17 protein-coding genes are annotated in these 25774 nt (G+C 50.5%); 14 read left to right on the forward strand and 3 right to left on the reverse strand.

The window, feature by feature from the left end; translation table 11 throughout:
* Positions 1–127 precede the first annotated feature (127 nt).
* From OH773_RS05350 to OH773_RS05400, 11 genes are all read left to right on the forward strand, one after another.
* Complete coding sequence (locus tag OH773_RS05350; RefSeq protein WP_270143697.1) at positions 128–5092, forward strand: alpha-2-macroglobulin family protein; 4965 nt, start codon at positions 128–130, stop codon at positions 5090–5092.
* 52 nt (positions 5093–5144) lie between these two features.
* Positions 5145–7427: a peptidoglycan glycosyltransferase PbpC gene (gene pbpC / locus OH773_RS05355; protein ID WP_442865673.1), complete on the forward strand. Its 2283-nt coding sequence runs from the start codon at positions 5145–5147 to the stop codon at positions 7425–7427.
* A gap of 166 nt (positions 7428–7593) precedes the next feature.
* Entirely contained in the window at positions 7594–8025 is a 432-nt protein-coding gene (ndk, locus tag OH773_RS05360; RefSeq protein WP_183270193.1) for a nucleoside-diphosphate kinase, read from the forward strand.
* Between the two features lie 234 nt (positions 8026–8259).
* Positions 8260–9426 carry a bifunctional tRNA (adenosine(37)-C2)-methyltransferase TrmG/ribosomal RNA large subunit methyltransferase RlmN gene (locus tag OH773_RS05365; protein WP_270143701.1) on the forward strand — a complete coding sequence of 389 codons (1167 nt, stop codon included), beginning with the start codon at positions 8260–8262 and terminating at the stop codon, positions 9424–9426.
* A 439-nt stretch (positions 9427–9865) separates the two neighbouring features.
* Positions 9866–10876, forward strand: a complete 1011-nt coding sequence (gene rodZ, locus OH773_RS05370; protein ID WP_270143703.1) for a cytoskeleton protein RodZ — start codon at positions 9866–9868, stop codon at positions 10874–10876.
* A gap of 37 nt (positions 10877–10913) precedes the next feature.
* Positions 10914–12035, forward strand: coding sequence for a flavodoxin-dependent (E)-4-hydroxy-3-methylbut-2-enyl-diphosphate synthase (gene ispG / locus OH773_RS05375; protein ID WP_270143705.1), 1122 nt, complete (start codon positions 10914–10916; stop codon positions 12033–12035).
* Between the two features lie 117 nt (positions 12036–12152).
* On the forward strand, positions 12153–13427 hold the full coding sequence (gene hisS, locus OH773_RS05380; RefSeq protein WP_270143708.1) for a histidine--tRNA ligase: 1275 nt from the start codon (positions 12153–12155) through the stop codon (positions 13425–13427).
* 36 nt (positions 13428–13463) lie between these two features.
* Positions 13464–14084 (forward strand): YfgM family protein, encoded by a 621-nt coding sequence (locus OH773_RS05385; RefSeq protein WP_183270188.1) that lies wholly within the window; start codon positions 13464–13466, stop codon positions 14082–14084.
* A gap of 10 nt (positions 14085–14094) precedes the next feature.
* Positions 14095–15276 (forward strand): outer membrane protein assembly factor BamB, encoded by a 1182-nt coding sequence (gene bamB / locus OH773_RS05390; protein WP_270143711.1) that lies wholly within the window; start codon positions 14095–14097, stop codon positions 15274–15276.
* Between the two features lie 122 nt (positions 15277–15398).
* Positions 15399–16904, forward strand: a complete 1506-nt coding sequence (gene der / locus OH773_RS05395; protein ID WP_270143713.1) for a ribosome biogenesis GTPase Der — start codon at positions 15399–15401, stop codon at positions 16902–16904.
* A gap of 45 nt (positions 16905–16949) precedes the next feature.
* Positions 16950–17171 carry a zinc ribbon domain-containing protein gene (locus tag OH773_RS05400; RefSeq protein ID WP_442865674.1) on the forward strand — a complete coding sequence of 74 codons (222 nt, stop codon included), beginning with the start codon at positions 16950–16952 and terminating at the stop codon, positions 17169–17171.
* Between the two features lie 3 nt (positions 17172–17174).
* On the opposite strand, the gene xseA is transcribed toward OH773_RS05400, so the two are convergent.
* Complete coding sequence (xseA, locus tag OH773_RS05405; protein WP_270143715.1) at positions 17175–18557, reverse strand: exodeoxyribonuclease VII large subunit; 1383 nt, start codon at positions 18555–18557, stop codon at positions 17175–17177.
* A gap of 169 nt (positions 18558–18726) precedes the next feature.
* Between xseA and guaB the strand changes: the two genes are divergently transcribed.
* Together guaB and guaA are read left to right on the forward strand one after the other, a co-directional pair.
* On the forward strand, positions 18727–20193 hold the full coding sequence (gene guaB / locus OH773_RS05410; protein ID WP_183270183.1) for an IMP dehydrogenase: 1467 nt from the start codon (positions 18727–18729) through the stop codon (positions 20191–20193).
* 68 nt (positions 20194–20261) lie between these two features.
* Entirely contained in the window at positions 20262–21839 is a 1578-nt protein-coding gene (gene guaA, locus OH773_RS05415; RefSeq protein WP_270143718.1) for a glutamine-hydrolyzing GMP synthase, read from the forward strand.
* An 83-nt stretch (positions 21840–21922) separates the two neighbouring features.
* Here the strand turns inward: guaA and OH773_RS05420 are convergent, their stop codons facing one another.
* Together OH773_RS05420 and OH773_RS05425 are read right to left on the reverse strand one after the other, a co-directional pair.
* Positions 21923–22813 (reverse strand): DHH family phosphoesterase, encoded by an 891-nt coding sequence (locus OH773_RS05420; RefSeq protein ID WP_270143720.1) that lies wholly within the window; start codon positions 22811–22813, stop codon positions 21923–21925.
* Positions 22814–22963: 150 nt separating this feature from the next.
* Positions 22964–23152 (reverse strand): YfgG family protein, encoded by a 189-nt coding sequence (locus OH773_RS05425; protein WP_270143722.1) that lies wholly within the window; start codon positions 23150–23152, stop codon positions 22964–22966.
* Positions 23153–23499: 347 nt separating this feature from the next.
* On the opposite strand from OH773_RS05425, the gene OH773_RS05430 reads away from it, so the two are divergent.
* Positions 23500–25737 (forward strand): sensor domain-containing phosphodiesterase, encoded by a 2238-nt coding sequence (locus OH773_RS05430; protein WP_270143724.1) that lies wholly within the window; start codon positions 23500–23502, stop codon positions 25735–25737.
* The last annotated feature ends 37 nt before the right edge of the window (positions 25738–25774 follow it).

The raw sequence follows: 25774 nt of genomic DNA on the forward strand, positions 1-25774 counted from the left end.
CAGGGATGTTTTCCTTTGCGAGACACTACGCAGTGCATTGTTTTCGTACTTTCGCTTTTCTGGTTAATCCGCATAATACTTTCCACTACGTGATGGGTTAATAGGCCTGCCTGGCCAGGGATAAAACATGAGAGCAATACGTCTGGGTGCGCTGGCGGTGACGCTAGTGGCGGCTTTGGCCCTTTCAGGGTGCGATAATAATGACAAACCTCAGTCGGTGGCGAAAAGCGATAGTGCGGCCCAGCAAAGTGCGGCTTCAGCGGCAAAACCGGACGCCTCACAACTCGAAAAGTTAGCGAAGGACTCTGCTGGCAAACCATTGAAATTGCTGGATGCCTCTGAGGTTCAGCTTGATGGCGCAGCCACGCTGGTTCTCACTTTCTCCATTCCACTCGATCCCAATCAAGATTTCTCCCGCGTGGCCCATCTGGTGGATAAAACCAGCGGTAAAGTGGACGGCGCGTGGGAACTTTCTAGTGATCTGAAAGAGTTACGTTTGCGCCATCTTGAGCCTAAACGTGAACTGATACTGACGGTTGATAACGGTTTACTTGCTCTCAATAAAACGACTTTTGAGAACAATTTTGAGAAGCAAATCTCTACACGTGATATTCAACCAAGCGTTGGGTTTGCCAGCCGGGGGTCATTGCTGCCCACCAAAGTGATTGCTGGTTTGCCGGTAATGGCACTCAACGTCGATAAAATCGACGTCAATTTTTACCGGATTAAAAGTGAATCGTTGAGCTCATTTATCAGTCAGTGGCAATACCGAAACTCAGTCTCTAACTGGGAATCTGACAATTTACTCAAGCTTGCGGATTTGGTTTACAGCGGCAGGTTTGACCTCAATCCTGCACGCAATACCCGTGAAAAACTGCTGCTACCGCTAGGTGAAATTAAACCGCTGCAACAACCTGGCGTCTATATCGCGATTATGAATCAGGCCGGTCATTACAGTTATAGCAATGCGGCAACATTGTTTACGTTAAGCGACATCGGGGTGTCCGTACACCGTTACCATGACCAGTTAGATGTCTTCACTCAAAGCCTGGAAAATGGTGCGGCACAGTCCAGCGTTGAAATCTCCCTGCTTGATGAAAAAGGACAAACTCTGGCACAAGCGAAGAGCGATGGTGATGGTCACGCTACGCTTGAAAAACCAGGAAAAGGGACGTTATTACTCGCGCGTACTGCCGAACAAACTACGCTTCTGGATTTGAGTCGCCCGGCGCTGGATCTGGCTGAATTCGATATTGCCGGAGATGCCGGGTTCACTAAGCAATTCTTTATGTTTGGCCCAAGGGATCTTTATCGTCCGGGTGAAACCGTTCTGCTTAATGCTTTACTGCGCGATAGCGATGGGAAAGCACTGCCTGCTCAACCGGTAAAACTCGAAGTAGTGAAGCCGGACGGCCAAGTCGCCAGAACGCAAGTCTGGCAACCAGAAAAGGGTTTGTATCAATTCAGCTACCCATTGAATCCGAATGTGCAAACCGGTAACTGGCAGGTGCGCGTGAATACCGGTGATAACCAGCCACGTATCTGGTCATTTAAAGTTGAAGACTTCATGCCAGAGCGTATGGCACTGAATATCACGGGTAATAAGGATCCCGTCAGCCCTGATGAATCTGTGAGCTTCCAGATTACAGGTCGTTATCTGTATGGTGCACCAGCGTCCGGTAACAATCTGCAAGGACAGCTGTTCTTACGCCCGCTTCGTGAAGCTGTGTCTGCTCTACCAGGCTTCCAGTTTGGCGATATAAACGAAGAAAACCTCTCTCGTAATCTCGATGAAGTCCAGCTCCAGCTTGATGAGCAAGGTAAAACAATAGTCAGTACCGATAGCCAATGGGATGATGTCCATTCACCTTTACGCCTGGTTCTACAAGCCAGCTTGCTGGAATCAGGCGGTCGCCCAGTGACGCGACGCGCAGAACAAGCTATCTGGCCTGACGACACCCTGCCTGGTATTCGTCCACAATTTGCCAGCAAAGAGATCTACGATTACCGAACTGACAGCACCCGTACTCAACCTATCGTTGACGAAGACACCAACGCCGGTTTTGACATTGTTTATGCCAATGCAAAAGGAGAGAAGCTGGCGGTTTCCGGGCTTGATGTGCGGCTCATCCGCGAGCGCCGGGATTATTTCTGGAGTTGGGAAGAGGGCGAAGGCTGGCAATCTCAATATGACCAGAAAGACCTCATAGAAGCGGAGCAAAAGCTCACGCTTGCAGCAGGTGAAACCGGCAAAGTGGCTTTCCCTGTTGAATGGGGATCCTACCGTATTGAAGTGCGTGACCCTGAGACAAGCAATGTCAGTAGTATGCGTTTCTGGGCGGGTTACAGTTGGCAAGACAACAGTGACGGAGAAGGCGCTGTCAGGCCAGACCGAGTGACGCTGAAAATAGATAAACCGGCATACAAAGCGGGCGATACGATTAACCTACATATTTCTGCCCCTGCGGCGGGAAAAGGCTACGCGATGGTGGAATCCAGCGATGGGCCACTGTGGTGGAAAGAAATTGATGTGCCAGAGAAAGGTCTGGATATCGCCATACCGGTGGATAAAAGCTGGCAACGACACGACCTGTACTTGAGCACCCTGGTGATACGCCCCGGTGATAAGAGTCGTTCGGCAACACCAAAACGCGCTGTCGGTATTTTGCACCTTCCGCTGGCTGATGAAAGCCGTCGACTGGGGCTTACATTAGAAGCTCCCGCGAAAATGCGTCCGAATCAAAACCTGAACGTGAAAGTAAAAACCCAGCCCATTAACGGCGAAATGCCGAAGCAAATTAATGTGCTGGTTTCTGCCGTAGACAGTGGTGTGCTGAGTATTACTGACTATAAAACGCCAGATCCGTGGGAAGCCTTCTTTGGTCGTAAACGTTACGGGGCAGATTTATACGATATCTACGGTCAGGTGATTGAAGGGGAAGGGCGCTTAGCCGCATTGCGCTTTGGTGGTGACGGTGACGAAGGGGATGCATTAAGCCGGGGCGGTAAAAAACCGGTTAACCATGTCACGATCATTGCCCAACAAGCTCAGCGAGTACAGCTGGACGAAAAAGGCGAAGGCACAGTGACGCTCCCTGTCGGCGATTTCAACGGCGAGCTGCGCGTAATGACACAGGCCTGGACCGATGACCGTTTTGGTAGCAGTGAAAATAAAGTGGTGGTTGCAGCACCATTGGTGACTGAACTTGCCGCGCCGCGCTTTATGGCAAGCGGCGATAACAGCCGTTTAGCAATGGATCTCACAAACCTGACTGACCAGCCGCAACAGTTGAATATAAATCTGAACACCAGCGGCTTGCTTTCGCTGGACTCGGCGGCATCACAAACCGTGAAATTGATGCCGGGCGCACGTAAAACGCTGTTTATTTCAGTCCGCGCGTTGGATGGTTTTGGTGATGGGCAGCTCAACGCGCAAATCAGTGGCGTCGACTTACCTGGCGAAACATTTGCAGCCCTGCAAAAACAGTGGACCTTATCTGTGCGTCCTCCGTTCCCGGCTCAAAGTATCAACAGTGGTGCGGTACTTGCTCCCGGTGAAGTGTGGGATATTCCGCCACGCCATATTTCCGGTTTTGCACCTGCAACACTTGAAGGACAGGTATTACTCAGTGGTCGCCCGCCGCTAAACCTCGCGCGTTATATCCGTGAGCTTAAAGCGTATCCGTATGGTTGCCTTGAGCAAACGACCAGTGGCCTGTTCCCCTCGCTTTATACCAATCAAGCACAGCTTGCCGCTCTGGGGATAAAAGGAACCTCTGATGAGCAGCGTCGTTCAGCAATCGATCTGGGAATTTCTCGTCTGCTCGATATGCAGCGCGATAACGGCAGCTTTGGTTTATGGGACAAAGAAGGGCCGGAAGAGTACTGGCTAACGGCTTATGTGACGGATTTCCTGGTCCGTGCTAGCGAGCAAGGTTACAGCGTTAATGTTGATTCACTCAATAAAGCCAATCAGCGTCTGCTGCGCTACCTTCAGGATTCTGGGCTAATTGCATTGCGTTATAGCGATGATGCCGCTGCCAGTAAATTTGCGATTCAAGCCTATGCAGGCCAGGTATTAGCGCGTCAGCAAAAAGCCCCTCTTGGGGCGTTGCGCGATCTTTGGCAGCGCCATAGCACTGCCCGTGCCGGTTTGCCGCTGGTGCATCTTGGCGTGGCGTTAAAGTTAATGGGCGATGCGCCGCGTGGCGAAGAAGCTATCAAGTTAGGGTTGCAAACCCGTCGTAGTGACGAGCGAATCTGGATGGCTGATTACGGTAGTGAATTGCGTGATAAAGCAATGGTTCTCAGTCTTCTGGAGGAGAACAAATTGCTGCCAGACCAGCAAAGTAACTTGCTGTCTGATCTCTCTAACCTCGCCTTTAGCCAACGCTGGCTTTCGACACAGGAAAGTAACGCACTCTTCCTGGCAGGCCGTAACTGGCAAACGGTGAAAGGAGATTGGCAAGCGCAGGTCTCCTTTACTGACGAACCACTGGCGAGTGGGCAATCAATGACACGTAATTTGACAGCTGAACAGCTCAATAGCCTGCAAGTGGCTAACACTGGCACGGGCAATCTCTATCTCCGCCTGGACAGCGCGGGTTATCCGCAACAGTCCCCAGCGCCATATAGCAATGTATTGCACATTGAGCGCCATTTCCTGGATGCAAAAGGTAACAGCAAATCGCTGTCAGAGCTGAAAAGCGGTGAGCTAGTGATGGTCTGGTTAGATGTTTGGGCGGATAAAAATGTGCCTGATGCGCTGGTGGTCGATCTACTGCCTGCCGGGCTTGAACTGGAAAATCAGAACCTGTCAGAAAGCAGTGCCAGCCTGAGCGAAAGCGATAATCAGGTTCAGGGGTTACTGAGCCAGATGCAACAGGCGGATATCCAGCACATGGAATTCCGTGATGATCGCTTTGTTGCGGCATTGCCACTCAATGAAAGCCAGCATGCGACACTGGTTTATCTGGCGCGTGCAGTGACTCCAGGGACGTATCAGGTGCCGGTTTCTCAAGTGGAATCGATGTATGTTCCGCAGTGGCGGGCGACAGGAGCCAGCACTGGCATGCTGACTATTCATCCGTAACAGGCCTCGTCAAGTGCGACAGCCTCTACGCTGGCGGCGGCGCTACTTTTTCATCGTGGCGCCTGTCATTTTTTGTCTGGGGATTTTGCTGGCAGACCGGCTTTGGCCGCTGCCCCTATCTCAGGCGAATCCTGCACGTGTCGTAGTTGCAGCAGATGGCACCCCCCTGTGGCGTTTTGCTGACGAGAACGGCATCTGGCGCTATCCGGTCACACTTAATGATGTTTCCCCTCGTTATCTCGAAGCCCTGATCAACTATGAAGATCGCTGGTTTTGGGAGCATCCAGGTATTAACCCACTTTCGATACTTCGTGCAGCAGGCCAGGATCTTCTGAGCGGAAAAGTGGTTTCAGGTGGCAGTACATTGACGATGCAAGTGGCGCGCTTGTTGGATCCCCACCCCCGAACATTTGGCGGAAAAATCCGCCAGGTGTGGCGGGCTCTGCAACTTGAGTGGCATCTTTCGAAAGAGCAAATTCTCACCCTTTATTTGAATCGCGCACCCTTTGGCGGCACGTTACAGGGAGTGGGCGCGGCCAGTTGGGTTTACCTGGGAAAATCTCCTGAGCATCTTAGTTATGCGGAAGCGGCTTTATTGGCTGTACTCCCGCAGGCGCCTAGCCGCCTGCGTCCAGATCGCTGGCCTGAGAGGGCACAAGCTGCACGTGACAAAGTGCTGCTTCGCATGGCCGAGCAAGCGGTCTGGGAACCGCAACAGGTTAAAGAATCTCTCGAAGAACCCGTTTGGCTAACTACACGCCAGATGCCGCAGTTAGCTCCCTTGCTTTCACGTTATCTGGTCAATCGCAGTGACGCTCAGAAAATAACTACCACTATTGATGCACCGTTACAGCGCCAACTGGAAGAACTGGCGTTGAACTGGAAAGCTCAGCTTCCGGCGCGTTCATCATTGGCGATGTTGGTCGTCGATCACACCACCATGGAAGTGCGTGGTTGGGTTGGTTCGGCAGATATTAATGATCAAAGTCGTTTCGGCCATGTTGATATGGTCACGGCAATTCGGTCACCAGGCTCGGTGCTTAAACCCTTTGTCTATGGCCTGGCGCTGGATGATGGGTTGATTCATCCCACCTCGTTATTACAGGATGTACCACGTCGCTTCGGTGATTACCGCCCAGGAAATTTCGACACGGGTTTTCATGGCCCCGTCAGTATGAGTGAAGCACTGGTACGTTCGCTCAATCTCCCCGCGGTGCAAGTGCTTGAAGCGTATGGGCCAAAACGCTTTGCTGCACAACTGCGTAACGTGGGTTTGGATCTGCGTTTTCCTGCAAACAGTGAGCCTAATCTTTCGCTCATTCTGGGGGGAGGTGGGGCACGCCTGGATCAGATCGTTGCCGCTTATAGTGCATTCGCCCGCCATGGGCGCGCAGCACATTTGCGGTTGCAGCCAGACCAACCATTGCTGGAACGGCCATTGATGTCTGCGGGAGCTGCCTGGATTATTCGTCGAGTACTGGCGGGTGAGGCCCAGCAGCAACCGGATGCGACTTTACCCGCTGTAGTCCCTTTGGCGTGGAAAACGGGTACCAGCTACGGCTATCGCGATGCGTGGGCTATCGGGATAAATCCCCGCTATCTCATTGGTATCTGGACTGGACGTCCTGATAGCACGCCGGTTGCTGGGCAGTTTGGTTTAGGTAGCGCCGTCCCGCTGTTAAATCAGGTCAATAATATGCTGCAAGCCACTTCCGCCGTTCAGCAGGCACGCCTGCCCGTTGACCCGCGCCCGGCAACTGTTTCTGCGGGCGAAATTTGCTGGCCGGGAGGGCAAACTCTGGCCCTGGGAGACAGTAATTGCCGACGCAGGTTATCGGGCTGGTTACTGGATGATAGCCAACCGCCAACGCTTGATGCGCAAGGACAAGAAGGCATTCAGGGATCAAGAAAGGTGGTCTGGCTGGACGAGCAAGGGAAACGTGTGGCGGCAGATTGCCCAAATGCGACACAACATATTATTTCGTTGTGGCCGTTGCCCCTTGAGCCCTGGTTGCCCGTCAGTGAGAGAAGAGCCGCTCGTTTGCCAGCGGTTTCGGAACAATGTCCACCGCAGCAGAAAGATGAAGTTACGCCTTTATTATTGTTAGGGGTACGTGAGGGCGCTATTTTGAAGCGTCTACCTGGCGAATTAAGCTTAGCACTTCGTCTTAGCACGCAGGGTGGGCAAGGTGATCGCTGGTGGTTTTTGAACGGTGAGCCGATGAGTGAAAAGCAAAACGGGATCGCGCTAAATCTGGATAAACCGGGAAAGTATCAAGTATTGGTGCTTGATGAAGCCGGGCAGATTGCTGCTGCTCATTTCACTTTGCAGTAGAGCCATAGTGTGATTTTTAGGCGTTTAGGTGAAAGGTGTTGCCGATGTTCGCTTTATTTTAAAAAAATGTTACCTGCATCCATAGGCAACTCGAGACTTGCTCATTATAATCGGCGCCAAATCATAACCGGCTAGCCGGGCAAACAGAACAGACACAGAGGTAATCATGGCTATTGAACGTACTTTTTCCATCATCAAACCAAACGCGGTGGCAAAAAACGTTATTGGTAATATTTATGCTCGTTTTGAATCCGCAGGGTTTAAGATTGTTGGCGCAAAAATGTTGCACCTGACTTCTGCACAGGCACAGGGTTTCTATGCTGAGCACGAAGGCAAACCATTCTTCGACGGCCTGGTTGAGTTTATGACTTCCGGTCCAATCGTTGTGAGCGTTCTGGAAGGTGAAAATGCTGTTCAGCGTCACCGTGACATTCTGGGCGCAACTAACCCAGCTAACGCTCTGGCGGGTACTCTGCGTGCAGACTACGCGGATAGCTTCACCGAAAACGGCACCCACGGCTCTGATTCTTTAGAATCAGCTGCTCGCGAAATCGCCTACTTCTTTGCTGAAGGTGAAGTTTGCCCACGCACTCGCTAATGTTCCTTTCTGGTTGGTTGTCGGGCAGAAATACCTGCAAACCAAATAGATGTGGGCATTAGCACTATCTGTTAAGCGGCCGTTACATTTTATTTGTATGTACATCGCTATCAGACATGGCATCTGTGCCATAGAGTTTGTACAATGATACGCCCCGGATGAGCTTGCTCTCCGGGGCGTATCTTTTTAACCCTCCTGGGGCCGTAACGTGTAACAACGAGGCCGGAAGAAATTATGTCAGAGCAAATTGTCACTCCTGAGACACCTGTTTCAGTCGTTTCCAACAAGTCAGAAAAAATTAACCTGTTGGATCTTAACCGCCAGCAACTGCGAGAGTTCTTCGCAGATATGGGCGAAAAACCTTTCCGTGCTGATCAAGTCATGAAATGGATGTATCACTATTGCAGTGATGACTTCGATGAAATGACCGACATCAACAAAGTTCTGCGCAACAAACTCAAAGAAGTCGCTGAAATTCGCGCACCTGAAGTTGCTGAAGAGCAACGCTCTGCTGATGGCACCATCAAATGGGCAATCAGAATCGCCGATCAGCTGGTCGAAACGGTATATATCCCTGAAGAAGACCGCGCCACATTGTGTGTCTCCTCTCAGGTTGGTTGTGCTCTGGAATGTAAGTTCTGCTCAACAGCTCAGCAAGGTTTTAACCGTAACCTGCGTGTTTCTGAAATTATTGGTCAGGTGTGGCGCGCGGCTAAAATTATCGGTGCGCAAAAGAAAACCGGCGTACGTCCTATCACCAACGTGGTGATGATGGGTATGGGTGAGCCGCTGCTGAACCTCAACAACGTGGTTCCAGCGATGGAAATCATGCTTGATGATTTCGGTTTTGGGCTTTCTAAACGTCGCGTAACGCTTTCCACATCGGGTGTGGTTCCCGCACTGGATAAATTGGGCGACATGATTGATGTGGCACTTGCCATCTCTTTGCATGCTCCGACCGATGATATTCGTGACGAAATCATGCCGATCAACAAAAAGTACAACATCGAGACTTTCCTGGCCGCGGTGCGCCGCTATCTGGAGAAATCCAACGCCAACCAGGGCCGTGTCACAGTGGAATACGTTCTGCTGGATCACGTCAACGATGGTACTGAACATGCGCATCAACTGGCTGAATGCCTTAAAGATACGCCATGTAAAATTAACCTGATCCCATGGAACCCGTTCCCGGGGGCGCCATATGGTCGTAGTTCCAATAGCCGAATTGACCGTTTCTCAAAAGTACTGATGAGCTACGGTTTCACTACCATTGTGCGTAAAACACGTGGCGATGATATTGATGCGGCATGCGGACAGTTGGCAGGTGAAGTTATCGACCGAACCAAACGTACGTTACGTAAACGTATGCAAGGTGAACCTATTGATGTTAAAGCAGTCTGATAAGCATTCATTTTGATCAGACTAGCGCCATGCAGTCATGTGGCTGTATGGCGCAAAAAACACGTAGTGATATCTTGCAGTTATGCAAGTTTAGCAAGTGTCTTTAAGATTAATAATTACGGTGCGTTTCACTGCGCTTTAAGGCAGTATGTAGCGGCACAACAATAGTTTAGGCGCAGCTATTTAACCATTGTGAGTCGCAATCCACTGACAACATTCAAAATGATGTCTATGGTTAACTCATCGGTGATGAAGCGTTCATGTAAAGCGGTTGTTTTATGTGAATATGTAGTTTGAGCTGAATATGTTGTTGTCTGGAGGGGTGCCCTTCAGAAGAAAAATTAGTTTCGCGGAGCGGGAGAGTGTGGCGTAGCGGAAAGGCTGTGCGACAAGGCTCCTGCCTAATTCCTCAATCGAACAGCACCAGCAGTTGTAGCTAATGAATACTGAAGCCACTCACGAATCAAATGCAGCAAAAACCACGGGCGAACGTCTACGTACAGCGCGTGAAGAACTCGGTCTTAGCCAACAAGCTGTGGCAGAACGCCTGTGCTTGAAGGTTTCTACCGTCCGGGATATTGAAGATGACAAGGCGCCTGCCGACTTAGCGTCAACGTTCCTGCGTGGTTATATCCGCTCTTATGCACGACTGGTGCGTATCCCTGAAGAAGAACTGTTGCCAATGATGGCAAAACAGGCACCGATTAAGGCTGCCAAAGTTGCCCCAATGCAAAGTTTTTCCCTGGGGAAACGTCGTAAGAAACGTGACGGTTGGTTAATGACCTTTACATGGCTTGTTCTGTTTGTTGTTGTCGGTCTGACGGGCGCATGGTGGTGGCAGAACCACAAAGCGCAGCAGGAAGAAATTTCGACGATGGCAGATCAATCCTCAGCTGAACTTTCAGCGAGTAATAGCAATTCTCAATCAGTTCCATTGAATACCAGTGATGCACCAGCAACTGATACTTCAGCCCAGCAGCCTGTGCAGGCGCCTGCGACGCAATCTGCACCTGCGACTGATTCAACACAAAATCTGGCCCCGGCAGCAACGGCTCAGCAAACCACTCCAGCGGATTCTTCCGCTGTAGTGTCACCAAGCCAGGTACCTGCAGAAAATGTGCAGGCCACAACACCGCCTGCGCCGAATGCCACTTTACCTACCGATCAAGCCGCTGTGACTACACCTGCAACGGCGACGGCTGATCCGAATGCATTAGTGATGAACTTTAATGCCGATTGCTGGCTTGAAGTGACCGATGCGACGGGTAAAAAACTGTTCAGCGGCATGCAACGTAAAGATGGCAATTTGAATTTAGCCGGTCAGGCACCGTATAAGTTGAAAATTGGTGCTCCGGCGGCAGTACAGATTCAGTTCCAGGGTAAACCTGTCGACCTGAGTCGTTTTATCAGAACTAGCCAGGTTGCACGTCTGACGGTAAGTGCTGAATAATTGCAGCCAGCATGACGCGTAATTGTGGAGATTTGTAATGCATAATGAAGCCCCAATTCAACGTAGAAAATCCAAACGGATCTACGTCGGGAATGTGCCAATCGGCGACGGGGCACCGATCGCCGTCCAGTCAATGACTAACACCCGTACTACGGATGTTGAAGCCACTGTTAATCAGATCAGAGCATTAGAAAGAGTGGGTGCAGATATCGTTCGTATATCTGTGCCGACTATGGATGCGGCAGAAGCGTTCAAGCTTATTAAACAGCAGGTCAACGTCCCGTTGGTCGCTGATATCCATTTTGACTACCGTATCGCCCTAAAAGTGGCTGAGTATGGCGTCGATTGTCTGCGCATCAACCCAGGCAACATCGGCAGTGAAGAACGCATTCGTGCCGTTGTCGATTGTGCCCGCGACAAAAATATCCCCATTCGTATCGGCGTTAATGCCGGATCGCTGGAGAAAGATCTCCAGGAGAAATATGGCGAGCCAACGCCTCAGGCGTTGTTAGAATCGGCAATGCGTCATGTGGATCATCTTGATCGTCTTAACTTTGATCAATTCAAAGTCAGCGTTAAAGCGTCGGATGTTTTCCTCGCGGTTGAATCCTACCGTTTATTGGCTAAGCAGATTGATCAGCCTCTGCATCTTGGGATCACCGAAGCGGGTGGCATGCGTAGCGGTTCTGTGAAATCAGCAATTGGCCTGGGTTTACTGCTTTCCGAAGGCATTGGTGACACGCTGCGCGTATCGTTGGCGGCCGATCCGGTGGAAGAGATCAAGGTTGGATTCGACATCCTGAAGTCCTTGCGCATCCGCGCTCGTGGTATTAACTTCATCGCCTGCCCAACATGTTCGCGCCAGGAATTCGATGTTATCGGGACAGTGAACGCACTTGAAGAGCGCCTTGAAGACATCATTACGCCAATGGATGTTTCGATCATTGGCTGCGTGGTGAACGGGCCGGGTGAAGCTCTGGTTTCCACCCTGGGTGTCACAGGTGGCAACAAGAAAAGCGGTTTCTATGAAGATGGTGTGCGTCAACGCGAGCGAATGGATAACGAAAATATGATTGCGCAGCTTGAAGCGCGTATTCGTGCCAAGGCCTCCATGCTTGATGAATCACAGCGGATTAGTATCCAGCAGTTGGAAAAATAGTGCGAAACATGGGAAGCATTCGGCTTCCCGTGTATGATTGAACCCGCCAGACGTTTTGCGATAGCAAACAGTCTGATTTCGGGTTCATTTTTTGTATAAATTCGGTAGAGAATAAACGTGGCAAAAAACATTCAAGCCATCCGCGGCATGAACGATTACCTGCCTGGCGAAACCGCCATTTGGCAGCGCATTGAAGGCATTCTGAAACAGGTGCTCGGCAGCTACGGTTACAGCGAAATCCGTTTGCCGATTGTAGAGCAGACCCCGTTATTCAAACGCGCCATCGGTGAAGTGACCGACGTGGTTGAAAAAGAGATGTATACCTTTGAGGACCGCAACGGCGATAGCCTGACTTTGCGTCCTGAAGGCACCGCGGGCTGCGTGCGTGCCGGTATCGAACATGGTCTTCTGTACAATCAGGAACAGCGCTTGTGGTACATCGGGCCGATGTTCCGCCATGAGCGTCCGCAAAAAGGGCGCTATCGCCAGTTCAATCAGTTGGGTGTCGAAGTCTTTGGCTTGCAAGGGCCAGACATTGACGCAGAACTGATTATGCTGACTGCTCGCTGGTGGCGTGCTTTGGGTATCGACCAGCACGTCAGTCTGGAACTGAACTCGATTGGCTCTCTTGAAGCGCGCGCTAACTATCGTGATGCGCTCGTTGCGTTCCTTGAACAGCATAAAGAGAAACTTGACGAAGATTGCCAGCGTCGCATGTACAGCAACCCGTTACGCGTACTGGACTCAAAAAATCCAGACGTTCAGGCATTGCTGGATGACGCACCAACACTGGGTGATTATCTGGACGAAGAGTCTCGTGAACATTTCGCGGGTCTGTGCCAGTACCTTGACGCTGCCGGTATCGCGTATACCGTGAATCAGCGCCTGGTGCGAGGTCTGGATTACTACAACCGCACTGTTTTCGAGTGGGTGACAAGCAGTCTGGGCTCTCAAGGAACCGTTTGTGCCGGCGGTCGTTACGATGGTTTAGTTGAGCAACTTGGTGGCCGTGCAGCGCCAGCAGTTGGTTTTGCGATGGGTCTGGAACGTCTTGTTTTACTGGTTCAGGCGATTAATCCGGAATTTAAAGCAGAATCTGTTGTCGATATTTACCTGATATCGTCAGGTCAGGGAACGCAGGCTGCGGCAATGCTGTTGGCTGAGCAATTACGTGATCAGGTCCCAGCTATCAAGCTGATGACTAATTACGGCGGTGGTAACTTCAAGAAACAGTTCGTCCGTGCAGATAAGTGGGGTGCGCGTGTTGCACTGGTGCTGGGCGAAACTGAAGTGGCTAATGGTCAGGTCGTCGTTAAGGATCTGCGCACAGGTGAGCAAACTACCGTTGAACAAGCAAACGCGGTCGCTCATTTGCAGGCGCTACTGGGTTAATTTCCCCAGTGTTTAATCGTTAAGGAGAAGGACTGCGTGGAAATTTACGAAAACGATAACGAACAGGTTGATGCGGTAAAACGCTTCTTTGCCGAAAACGGCAAAGCGCTGGTAGTGGGTGTTGTTCTGGGTATTGGCGCACTGGTTGGCTGGCGTTACTGGAACAGCCATCAGGCTGAAAGCTCAATGGCTTCTTCTCTTGAGTATCAAACGGTCACTCAAGCGGTGCGTGCTGATCAACCTGCCACGTTGAGTGCAGCAGAAAAATTCGCAGCTAGTACTAAAAATACTTACGGCGCACTGGCATCACTGGAAATTGCGCAGAAGTACGCAGATAACAACGACCTCGCGAAAGCCGCTGCTCAATTGCAGCAGGGCCTGAGCAGCACCAGCGACGAAAATTTGCAGGCGCTGATCAATGTTCGTTTGGCACGAGTTCAAATCCAACAAAAGCAAATTGATGCTGCGCTGAAAACGCTCGACAGTGTTAAAGGTGAAGGTTGGGTAGCGATTATCGCTGATTTGCGCGGTGAAGCGCTGCTCAGCAAAGGGGATAAGCAAGGTGCACGCGATGCGTGGAGCAAAGGCTCACAGACCGACGCTTCTCCAGCCCTGCGCGAAATGATGCAGATGAAAATTAATAATTTGTCGAGCTAAGAGGGACCCGATGCAATTGCGTAAACTACTTGTACCAGGGCTGATTTCTCTGACGCTGCTCAGCGGTTGTTCACTGTTTAGCGGTGAAGAAGATGTGGTTAAGATGTCTCCACTGCCGACAGTTGAAAACCAATTTGAACCTGAAAAATCATGGAGTACTTCTGTTGGTAGCGGAATTGGTGATTTCTATTCCAATTTGCATCCAGCATGGCAGGACGGCAACATTTATGCCGCCGATCGCCGTGGTACCGTAAAAGCCGTTAACGCGGACGACGGTAAAGAAGTCTGGTCTATCGACCTTTCTGAAAAGACGAATTTTTATTCCAGCAACCTGCCCGCACTGCTTTCTGGCGGCGTAACGGTTGAAGGTGCACATCTTTACGTCGGTAGTGAAAAAGCACAGGTTTATGCGCTTAACACCTCTGATGGTAGTATTGCGTGGCAAAGCAAAGCTGCAGGCGAAGTACTTTCTCGCCCAGTGGTCAGCGAAGGTTTAGTTCTGGTTCACACCAGCAATGGTCAGCTTCAGGCATTTGATGAGGCAGACGGCGCTGTGAAATGGACTGTTAACCTCGATATGCCTGCACTTTCTCTGCGCGGTGAATCAGCACCTGCAGTCGCGTTTGGTGCCGCAATTGTTGGCGGTGATAACGGTCGCGTAAGTGCAGTTCTGATGAAGCAAGGTCAGCTGATTTGGCAGCAGCGTATCTCTCAGGCAACCGGTGCGACTGAAATTGACCGTCTGAGCGATGTTGATACGACTCCTGTTATTGTTAACGGTGTGGTCTATGCGCTGGCATTTAATGGCAACCTGACTGCACTGGACTTACGTTCAGGCCAGGTGATGTGGAAACGTGAGCTGGGTTCAGTAAATGACTTTATTGTTGATGCGAACCGTATTTTCCTCGTCGACCAAAATGACCGCGTGATTGCCCTGAATGCGGATGGCGGCGTTACACTGTGGACCCAAAGTGATCTGCTGCACCGTAATCTGACTTCACCTGTTTTGTACAACGGCTATCTGGTTGTTGGTGACGCCGAAGGTTACATGCATTGGATTAATGCTGATGACGGTCGCTTTGTTGCCCAACAAAAAGTGGACAGTTCTGGATTCCAGACTGAGCCAGTTGTCGCAAGTGACAAGCTGTTAATTCAGTCAAAAGACGGTACGTTGTACGCTATCAAGCGCTAAACTTGCCTGAAGTAATTATGAGTGCGAAACGGTTCCTGTAGTCCGGGAGCCGTTTCCTGTTTTTAGAAACGACGTGATTTGACGTCGTTTTATGATGAATTTTGAGTAATGAGGCTTTTATCATGGTACCTGTGGTTGCGCTTGTCGGGCGCCCTAATGTCGGAAAATCCACGCTGTTTAACCGCTTGACGCGTACCCGAGATGCGCTGGTCGCGGATTTCCCGGGGCTGACTCGCGACCGCAAGTATGGTCGTGCTGAAGTGGAAGGTCGCGAATTTATTGCCATCGATACCGGCGGTATTGATGGCACTGAAGACGGCGTTGAAACGCACATGGCTGCACAATCGCTGTTAGCGATTGAAGAAGCTGATGTCGTGTTGTTTATGGTGGATGCACGTGCGGGCCTGATGCCTGCCGATGAAGCCATTGCCAAACATCTGCGTTCTCGTCAGAAGCCTACCTTCCTGGTGGCGAACAAAACTGACGGTATGGATCCTGACCAGGCAGTTATCGACTTCTACTCTTTGGGGTTAGGTGAAATTCACCCGATTGCAGCCTCTCACGGCCGCGGTGTAACAACCCTGCTGGAACACGTGCTGATTCCGTTTATCGACGAAACAAATCCGCGCGAGCCGGAAGAAGAAATCGACGAAGATGCAGCCTATTGGGCGGCATTCAATGCTAAAAATGGCATTGTTTCTGAAGACGAAGAGATTGAAGAAGAAGAGGAAGAAGAAGCTTTCAACCCTCAGGATTTGCCAATCAAACTGGCGATTGTCGGTCGTCCGAACGTAGGTAAGTCAACGCTCACCAACCGTATTCTTGGCGAAGACCGTGTTGTGGTTTACGACATGCCAGGAACGACGCGTGACAGCATCTATATCCCAATGGAGCGTGATGAGCGTGAATACATTCTCATCGACACCGCTGGGGTGCGCAAACGTGGAAAAATCACTGAAACCGTTGAAAAATTCTCGGTAATTAAAACCCTGCAAGCGATCGAAGATGCCAACGTTGTCATGCTGGTTATTGATGCTCGCGAAGGTATCTCCGATCAGGATCTGTCTCTGCTCGGGTTTATCCTGAATAGTGGGCGCTCACTGGTGATTGTGGTCAACAAGTGGGATGGCCTGAGCAACGAAGTCAGAGAGCAAGTCAAAGAGACGCTGGATTATCGTCTTGGCTTTATCGACTTTGCTCGCGTGCACTTTATTTCTGCGTTGCACGGCAGTGGCGTGGGCAACCTGTTCGAATCTGTGCGTGAAGCTTATGACAGTTCTACACGTCGCGTAAGCACAGCGCTTCTGACTCGCATCATGACCATGGCTGCTGAAGATCACCAGCCACCGCTAGTTCGTGGTCGTCGTGTTAAGCTGAAATATGCTCACGCCGGTGGTTATAACCCGCCAATCGTAGTGATTCACGGCAACCAGGTTAAAGACCTGCCTGATTCCTACAAGCGCTATTTGATGAACTACTTCCGCAAATCGCTGGATGTGATGGGTACGCCAATCCGTATCCAGTTCAAAGAAGGGGAGAACCCGTTTGCCAACAAACGTAACACCCTGACGCCGAACCAGATGCGTAAACGTAAGCGTTTGATCAAGCACATCAAGAAAAGCAAGTAATCAGTAACGGGAGCCTCAGGCTCCCGTTTTCTATGAGGAGAAATGATGGAACTCAACTGCCCAAATTGTGATAAGCCATTGGTCGAGACTGACAATGGAATGCAATGTGAAAGCTGCAATCAGCATTTCATTCTTGAAGCCCGCTGCCCGGATTGTCACAAGCCGCTGGAAGTTTTAAAAGCGTGCGGTGCCGTCGACTATTTCTGCCAGAACGGCCACGGATTGATTTCGAAAAAACGCGTCGAATTCGTGCCTGTTGCTAACTAAGTTTTAGCTTTTCGCCGCTGTTTTGCGCGTGCGTTTAGGTTTCACCGGTGTAATGCCGGTGACCTGGCTTTCCACCCAACCATCTTCCAGACGCGTCGTTAGCGTATCCCCGGAATGCACCTGTTTTGTCTTCTTCAGCACTTTGCCGTCGGTTGCTGTTGTCACGCTATATCCACGCGCAAGTGTAGCCAGTGGGCTGACTGCTTCAAGCTGTGCGATAGCGGTGCCGAATCGCTGACGTGTATTGTTCAGCCGCGCAGTCACAACCTGCGATAAACGATATTCAAGCTGCTGCAAACGAGTTTGGGCGCGGTGAATACGTGGCTGCGGTTGTTGCTGATTTAAGCGCTGCATCAAACGTTGCTGTTGTTGCGAGGTACGTCGCAGTTTCGCATCCATCGCGATATTCAGACGCTGCTGTAAGCGCTCTAGCGTGGTTTGCTGGCGTGCTAAACGCAACTGCGGATGTTGTTGCTGTAAACGATGATGCAGGCGTGTGAAACGCTGCGAACGCTGGGCGAGGTAGTAATCCATCGCCATTTCTATACGTTGTTGCTGGGACTGAAGCTGGCGCAGTAATTCAAGTTGGTTACGGCTGACAATCTCTGCGGCAGCCGAAGGGGTCGGTGCACGAACATCTGCCACAAAATCGGCGATCGTGACGTCAGTTTCATGCCCTACGGCGCTAACTACCGGAATTTGGCTCGCGAAAATAGCACGAGCAACGCGTTCGTCGTTAAAGCTCCATAAATCTTCCAGCGAACCACCGCCACGTCCCACAATCAGCACATCACACTCTTTGCGCAGGTTTGCCAGTTCAATCGCGCGAACGATTTGCAGCGGTGCATCAGCACCTTGCACGGCAGTTGGGTATATGATGACTGGCAGGGAAGGATCGCGACGTTTTAGTACATGCAGAATGTCATGCAGTGCGGCACCGGTTTTTGAGGTAATCACCCCGACCTGATGCGCAGGCGTTGGCAGCGGTTGTTTATGAATCTGTTCAAACAACCCTTCTGCGGTGAGACGCAGCTTCAGTTCTTCGTATTGCTGCTGTAATAACCCTTCACCCGCAGGCTGCATACTCTCAACGATTATCTGATAATCACCACGCGGCTCATACAACGTAAGAGTGGCGCGCACCAAAACCTGTTGCCCGTGTTGCGGGCGGAAGGTGACGCGTCGATTGCTGTTGCGAAACATTGCGCCGCGAATTTGTGCGGTATCGTCTTTGAGAGTGAAGTACCAATGACCGGAAGCGGGTTGGGTAAAGTTGGAAATTTCACCGCTGATCCAGACTTGCCCCATTTCTTGTTCCAGCAGCATGCGGACCGTCTGATTAAGACGGCTGACGGTAAAAATTGAAGGGGTATTTATCGTTGGCATGTGACCTGGATCAAATTTTAAATCAGCAAGTTATTCGGTCGATAGTACCTTTCATATCGCACTTGGCAAGGTGTTTTGTGAAAAAAGTGTGGATGCAATCGCTTACGCTCTGTATAATGCCGCGGCAATATTTTATCTGTTCTCATTCACCCCAGGTTGAGATATTGCCATGCTACGAATCGCTAAAGAAGCACTGACGTTTGATGACGTTCTCCTCGTTCCAGCTCACTCTACAGTTCTGCCTAATACGGCTGATCTCAGCACCCAACTGACCAAAACTATTCGTTTGAATATCCCTATGCTGTCCGCAGCAATGGATACCGTAACGGAAGCCCGTCTGGCCATCGCATTGGCTCAGGAAGGTGGATTGGGTTTCATTCACAAAAACATGTCGATTGAGCGCCAGGCTGATGAAGTCAAACGCGTGAAAAAACACGAAAGTGGCGTTGTGACTGACCCACAGACCGTATTGCCGACGACCACTTTGCACGAAGTTAAAGAACTTACCGCCCGTAACGGTTTCGCCGGTTACCCGGTTGTTACCGAAGAAAACGAACTGGTCGGTATCATCACCGGTCGTGACGTGCGTTTTGTGACCGACCTGAACCAGCCTGTTAGCGTGTACATGACTCCGAAAGAGCGTCTGGTTACCGTGAAAGAAGGCGAAGCGCGTGATGTTGTCCTGTCCAAAATGCACGAAAAACGTGTTGAGAAAGCGCTGGTTGTAGACGCTAACTTCCATCTGCGCGGAATGATCACCGTAAAAGACTTCCAGAAAGCTGAACGTAAACCTAACGCCTGTAAAGACGAGCAGGGACGTTTGCGTGTTGGGGCGGCCGTAGGCGCAGGTGCGGGCAACGAAGAGCGTATCGACGCTCTGGTCGCTGCTGGTGTCGACGTTTTACTGATTGACTCCTCTCATGGCCATTCCGAAGGTGTTCTGCAACGTATTCGCGATACCCGCGCGAAATATCCTGACCTGCAAATCATTGGCGGTAACGTGGCAACAGCCGCTGGTGCTCGTGCACTGGCTGAAGCTGGCGTAAGCGCTGTGAAAGTCGGTATCGGTCCAGGTTCCATCTGTACTACGCGTATCGTAACCGGCGTGGGCGTTCCGCAAATCACAGCCGTTGCTGATGCCGTTGAAGCACTGGAAGGGACTGGCATCACTGTTATCGCTGATGGCGGTATCCGCTTCTCAGGTGATATCGCAAAAGCCATCGCTGCGGGTGCATCTGCGGTCATGGTTGGCGGTATGTTGGCAGGGACTGAAGAATCTCCTGGGGAAATCGAACTTTACCAGGGCCGTTCTTTCAAATCTTACCGCGGTATGGGCTCTCTGGGCGCGATGTCCAAAGGTTCTTCAGACCGTTACTTCCAGACTGACAACGCTGCTGACAAATTGGTACCGGAAGGTATCGAAGGCCGTGTGGCTTACAAAGGTCGTCTGAAAGAGATCGTTCACCAGCAAATGGGCGGCCTGCGTTCCTGTATGGGTCTGACCGGCTGTGGTACCATCAATGAACTGCGTACTAAAGCGGAATTTGTACGCATCAGCGGTGCGGGCATTCAGGAAAGTCACGTCCACGATGTGACGATTACTAAAGAGTCCCCGAACTACCGTATGGGCTCCTGATTCTCCTCGCCCAACTTTACGTTGGGCGATTCTCTTTACCTGTTTCACTTGCCTCGGAATAAGCGTCAATGACGGAAAACATCCATAAACATCGCATACTTATCCTCGATTTCGGTTCTCAGTACACTCAACTTGTCGCACGCCGCGTACGTGAGCTAGGCGTTTACTGTGAACTGTGGGCATGGGATGTCACTGAAGCACAAATTCGTGAATTTAATCCAAGCGGTATCATTCTTTCTGGTGGACCGGAAAGCACGACTGAGCACAATAGCCCACGTGCACCTGAATATGTCTTTACCGCAGGCGTGCCAGTATTTGGTGTGTGCTACGGCATGCAGACCATGGCAATGCAACTTGGCGGTCACGTAGAATCTTCTACCGAACGCGAGTTTGGCTATGCGCAGGTTGAAGTCAAAACCGACAGCGCTCTGGTTCGCGGCATTGAAGATTCACTGAGTGCCGACGGCAAACCGCTGTTGGATGTCTGGATGAGCCACGGCGATAAAGTCACCGCGATCCCTTCAGACTTCGTTACCGTTGCCAGCACCGAAACCTGTCCGTTCGCTATTATGGCAAACGAAGAAAAACGTTTTTATGGCGTGCAGTTCCACCCGGAAGTGACCCATACCCGTCAGGGCCAGCGTTTGCTGGAGCGTTTTGTACTGGATATCTGCGGCTGCGAAGCGCTGTGGACACCAGCAAAAATCATCGAAGACGCAATTGTTCGTCTGCGTGAACAGGTGGGCAACGACAAAGTCATTCTTGGCCTGTCCGGTGGCGTGGATTCTTCCGTGACCGCAATGCTACTGCACCGTGCGATTGGCGATCGTCTGACCTGCGTCTTCGTAGATAACGGTCTGTTGCGTTTGAACGAAGCTCAGCAAGTTATGGATATGTTCGGTGACCACTTCGGTCTGAACATTGTTCACGTTGAAGGCGAAAAACGCTTCCTTGATGCATTAGCGGGCGAGAACGATCCAGAAGCGAAACGTAAAATCATCGGCCGCGTGTTTGTTGAAGTCTTCGATGAAGAAGCACTGAAACTGGAAGACGTGAAGTGGCTGGCGCAGGGCACTATTTACCCTGACGTTATCGAATCTGCGGCCTCGGCTACCGGTAAAGCACACGTCATCAAATCTCACCACAATGTGGGCGGCCTGCCGAAAGAGATGAAGATGGGTCTGGTTGAGCCGCTGCGTGAGCTGTTCAAAGATGAAGTGCGCAAAATCGGTCTGGAACTGGGCTTGCCATACGACATGCTGTACCGTCACCCGTTCCCAGGGCCAGGTCTTGGTGTGCGCGTGTTGGGCGAAGTGAAGAAAGAGTATTGCGACCTGCTGCGTCGTGCCGATGCCATCTTTATTGAAGAGCTGCATAAAGCAGATCTCTACAACAAAGTCAGCCAGGCGTTCACGGTGTTCCTGCCGGTGCGTTCTGTTGGCGTGATGGGCGATGGCCGTAAATACGATTGGGTTGTTTCACTGCGTGCTGTGGAAACCATCGACTTTATGACGGCACATTGGGCACACCTGCCTTACGATTTCCTTGGCCGTGTATCCAACCGCATCATCAACGAAGTGAATGGCATTTCCCGCGTGGTTTACGATATTTCTGGCAAACCGCCAGCGACTATCGAATGGGAATAACGAGCCGTCAGGCATAACTGTCACTATCTGGCAGTCAGTTGAATCGAAGCCCATTATTTAATGGGCTTTTTTTATGATGCAATTTAACCGAGCCGCGCATGCAGCCATGGAAGTAGTTGTTTTTTGCGACTTAACATCCCGGCGATGGTGCAAGGGGCGTTATCGGCAAGTGCAGGACCAGCAAAATAGAGCCTTGAGCACTCAGCGCTGATATCGGTCAGCATCAAAACCACCAGGCCAGCTCCTGAAGTCGTGACCCGCTGTACCATCGCTGATTTAAGCTCATCGATGAGCGGTTCTGCCTGCTCAAGAGAATATAATTCGAGCTGTGCGGCCAGTACTTTATTCCCCGAAATATCAAACATTTTACTGTCTTTATTCAGCAGTTCGTCTGCACTCAAACCGGTAATATCAGTCTTGGCGGTCAGCAGATCACGAATGAAATCTTCCCGACCCACTTTTGCGAGAGAGCAGAGCTCATCTACTGCCAGGTGGTCTTCGTCAGTGGTGGTCGGCGAGCGAAGTGCGACGGTATCACTAAGCGCCGCTCCCAAAAGCAAAATGGCTTCGCTGCGGGAAATCTCTTGACGAATAGTCGGAGTCATCAACTGCCATAATAATGTCGCACTGCTGCCGACAGGTTTTATCCACACTTCAGGAGGGAGTTGAGTGATCAGGCCGCCAAGACGGTGATGGTCAATAATGCCGATGATATTGCTTTCACTTAGTGAGGTTGGCCCTTGAGCGGGTTCTGTGAAATCAACCAGCCAAACATCTTTGCCAGCAAGGGAATCATCAAGCAGCGTCGGAGGCGTCAGGCCCGCATGGCGAAAAATATAGTCCGTTTCTCTGTTTAACTCACCGAGCCGAAATGCCTGGGCATTTCGCCCTTTTATCGTCAGCCAGCGCGCAGCCATGTACGCAGTGCAGACGGTATCGCTATCGGGATTTAGATGGCCAAAGACATGTATCATCTACTCTCTCCTTGTCACAAACATATTCTGTGCAGTTCACTGCGTGTCGTTAGAGTATAGGATGTCATCCGCGCTCATTTCACAACCTTCAGACGTGCAGCATCGACCACCTGTTCGGCAGTGAGAGTATCAATATTTTGAGGTGAGGCGTTACCGGCTAGTATTGTCCACAGACAGACTGTTTTGCTGTGCTTCTACTTTGTCCTGATGATGGTACCAGGCACCGATGGCAGAGTAGACAAAACGGCCAAAAAGGAAGAGAAAACTGATGAGCAGAATAATGCGGGTCATACGATTGTTAAACTTATGTCGTCTTCGCATACTCGTAACCTGTGTCACGCAAATGATCCTTGATGTTTACCCGTCAACCTCGGGCGACGGTGGTATTTATACACAGTGGTGCCCGAAGGTCAATTCCAGGACATCTCAGAGTGGCTCACGGAAACATTCACCCTTGTTATATAAACATTTCTTAATTTTAGTTGATTAATATATACCCAGTATTTATTTTAATTTCTTTACTAAAGAAATTAAAACTCCGGCAAAAATTGATTGAGATCATCTTAGTAAGCTCCTCCCTAACTAAAATCGGCACTCTATCCCATAGCAATATGGTTTTATCGGCCAGGCTGGATTCCTGTTCGAATTTTACCCACGCGGGATGACAGGGTTTTTGGCGATAACGAATGTATCTGGCAAGCTGGTATAAGAAATCTAAGGACAAATGGTGGGCGCTTCCTTTGGTGCTCCCGAGTATTTTACTTCCCATAGCCATGTGGTGTAACGCCCAAACCGTGATGGATGGCGGGCGAGTATTCCTGGTCTATATGCCGCTGGGTTTGATGACCGCATTGATGTTGGTTTTCGCATGGTCAGCCCTGCCGGGAATTATTCTTGCACTACTCATCTACTTTATCCCGTTGCGTGGTGAGTTCGCCCCGTTAATGGCGGTGATTCATTTCTTAATTCCCATCACGATAAGCTGGGGCGGCTATCATATTTTTGTTCCCAGGCGTAGTTCTATCATGTTTGGTGCCATTACCCTTACGGCACAACGCATGGTTTGGTTGGTGTTAGTCAACTCTTTGATATTTGTGGCTATCTATCAACTGGGGGTTTTCTTTGGCTGGTACGCTGATGCGGGCAGTAGCAGCGTAGAAAGCCTGCTTCATGCTCGGACGTTAATCAATTTCCAGGCGGTCCTGATTGGCTGTTTAACAGGGATGCCATTCTTCTATACCGTCATTCGAATGTGCCGTAACCCGCGTTTTGCTTTCTCGTTTGTTTCGCGGATGAAAGCTCAAATGCAGACCGGTGTGACGAAAACTGAGATGGCACTTTGGGCCGCACTGGTCGTCCTTTTGATTAGCCTGCTGCTGGTACCCAATAATGGTGCCAGCACCATTTTCACCACTGATTACACACTTACGTTAATCCTGCCGCTGATGTTGTGGGGCGCGATGCGTTTTGGGTTCCTGTTTATCACGACAAGTTGGACCATTATTTTAACCATCCTGTGCAGCGGCTTTTATAACTATTTGCCGCCTTACATGGGCTTCCAACTCCATCTGGCGATCGCTTCATCTTGCTACGCCGTTTTCTCTATGACCATTTATCTCATGGCGGTTGTCACGACTCGCCAGCGCTTTTTGCACAGAAAAGCGCGTCGAGTGGCCTTTATTGACCCCATCGTACAAATGGCGAATCTGCGGGCGCTTAACCGTGATTTATCCCGCCATCCATGGTCAGCGTTAGCTTTTCTGCGGGTGCCTGAACTTGAGCTTTTAGGGCGTAACTACGGGGTGCAACTTCGTATCCAATATAAGCAGCAGCTCAATGATTATCTGCAACCCTTTTTGACCGATAACGAAGATGTTTATCACCTGTCAGGCCATGAATTGGCCGTGCGCGTGAATTATGACTCATATCATGAGCGCATTGAGTCTCTTGACCAGCATGTGAAACAGTTCCGCTTTATGTGGGACGGGATGGCGATGCAGCCACAAGTGGGCATCAGTTATTGCCACGTTCGCCAGCCAGTGACACACATTTACTACCTGTTAGGCGAACTCAGCACCATGGCTGATTTGTCGCTTTCAACCTCAAAACCAGAAAGCTTGCAACAGCAGGGGTCAAACCACCTGCAGAACGCGGTAAGAAATAAAGTGGTGATGATGAACCGCTTGCAGGCAGCGATTGATACCGGGAATTTCGTCTTGATGGTGCAGCGAATCGAAGGGGTTCGCGGTGATACGTATCATGAAATTTTGCTGCGTATGAAGGGCGATAACGAAGGAGATAACCTGTTTATGCCTGACGCATTTTTGTCAGTCGCACACGAATTTGGCTTATCTTCTAAAATCGACAAATGGGTATTAGAAGCCACATTAACATTTATGGATAACCATCGTGAACAGCTTCCTGGTAGCCGCTTTTCGATAAATTTAACACCGGCGTCGGTGGGGCGTTTACAGTTTGCAGGCGAAGTGAAACGCTTGTTGAAATGCTACAACATCGAACCCTGGCAACTTATTTTTGAAATTACTGAAAGCAACGCATTAACCAATATAGAGCAAGTTAATGCGACGTTGACCGCATTACAAAATATGGGCTGCCGGGTTGCGATTGACGATTTTGGCACGGGCTATGCCAGTTATGCACGCCTGAAAGATATCAGCGCGGACATCCTCAAAATCGACGGCAGCTTTATTCGCAATATGCTGACTAGTAGCCTGGATTATCAGATTGTGGATTCTATCTGCCAGTTGGCACGGATAAAAAAGATGCAGCTGGTGGCGGAGTATGTTGAAAGTGAACAGGTCAAAGCAGCCGTGCAAAGCCTGGGAATCGATTATATTCAGGGCTATTTGGTTGGGCATCCGCGACCGCTTGAGTCACTTCTTACGCAGAAAGTTGAGACATAGAAAAGACAAACGCCCCGCAGGGCGTTTGTTGTTTTTA

It is taken from the genome of Buttiauxella sp. WJP83 (genome assembly GCF_027594725.1).
Classification (GTDB): Bacteria; Pseudomonadota; Gammaproteobacteria; order Enterobacterales; family Enterobacteriaceae; genus Buttiauxella; species Buttiauxella selenatireducens.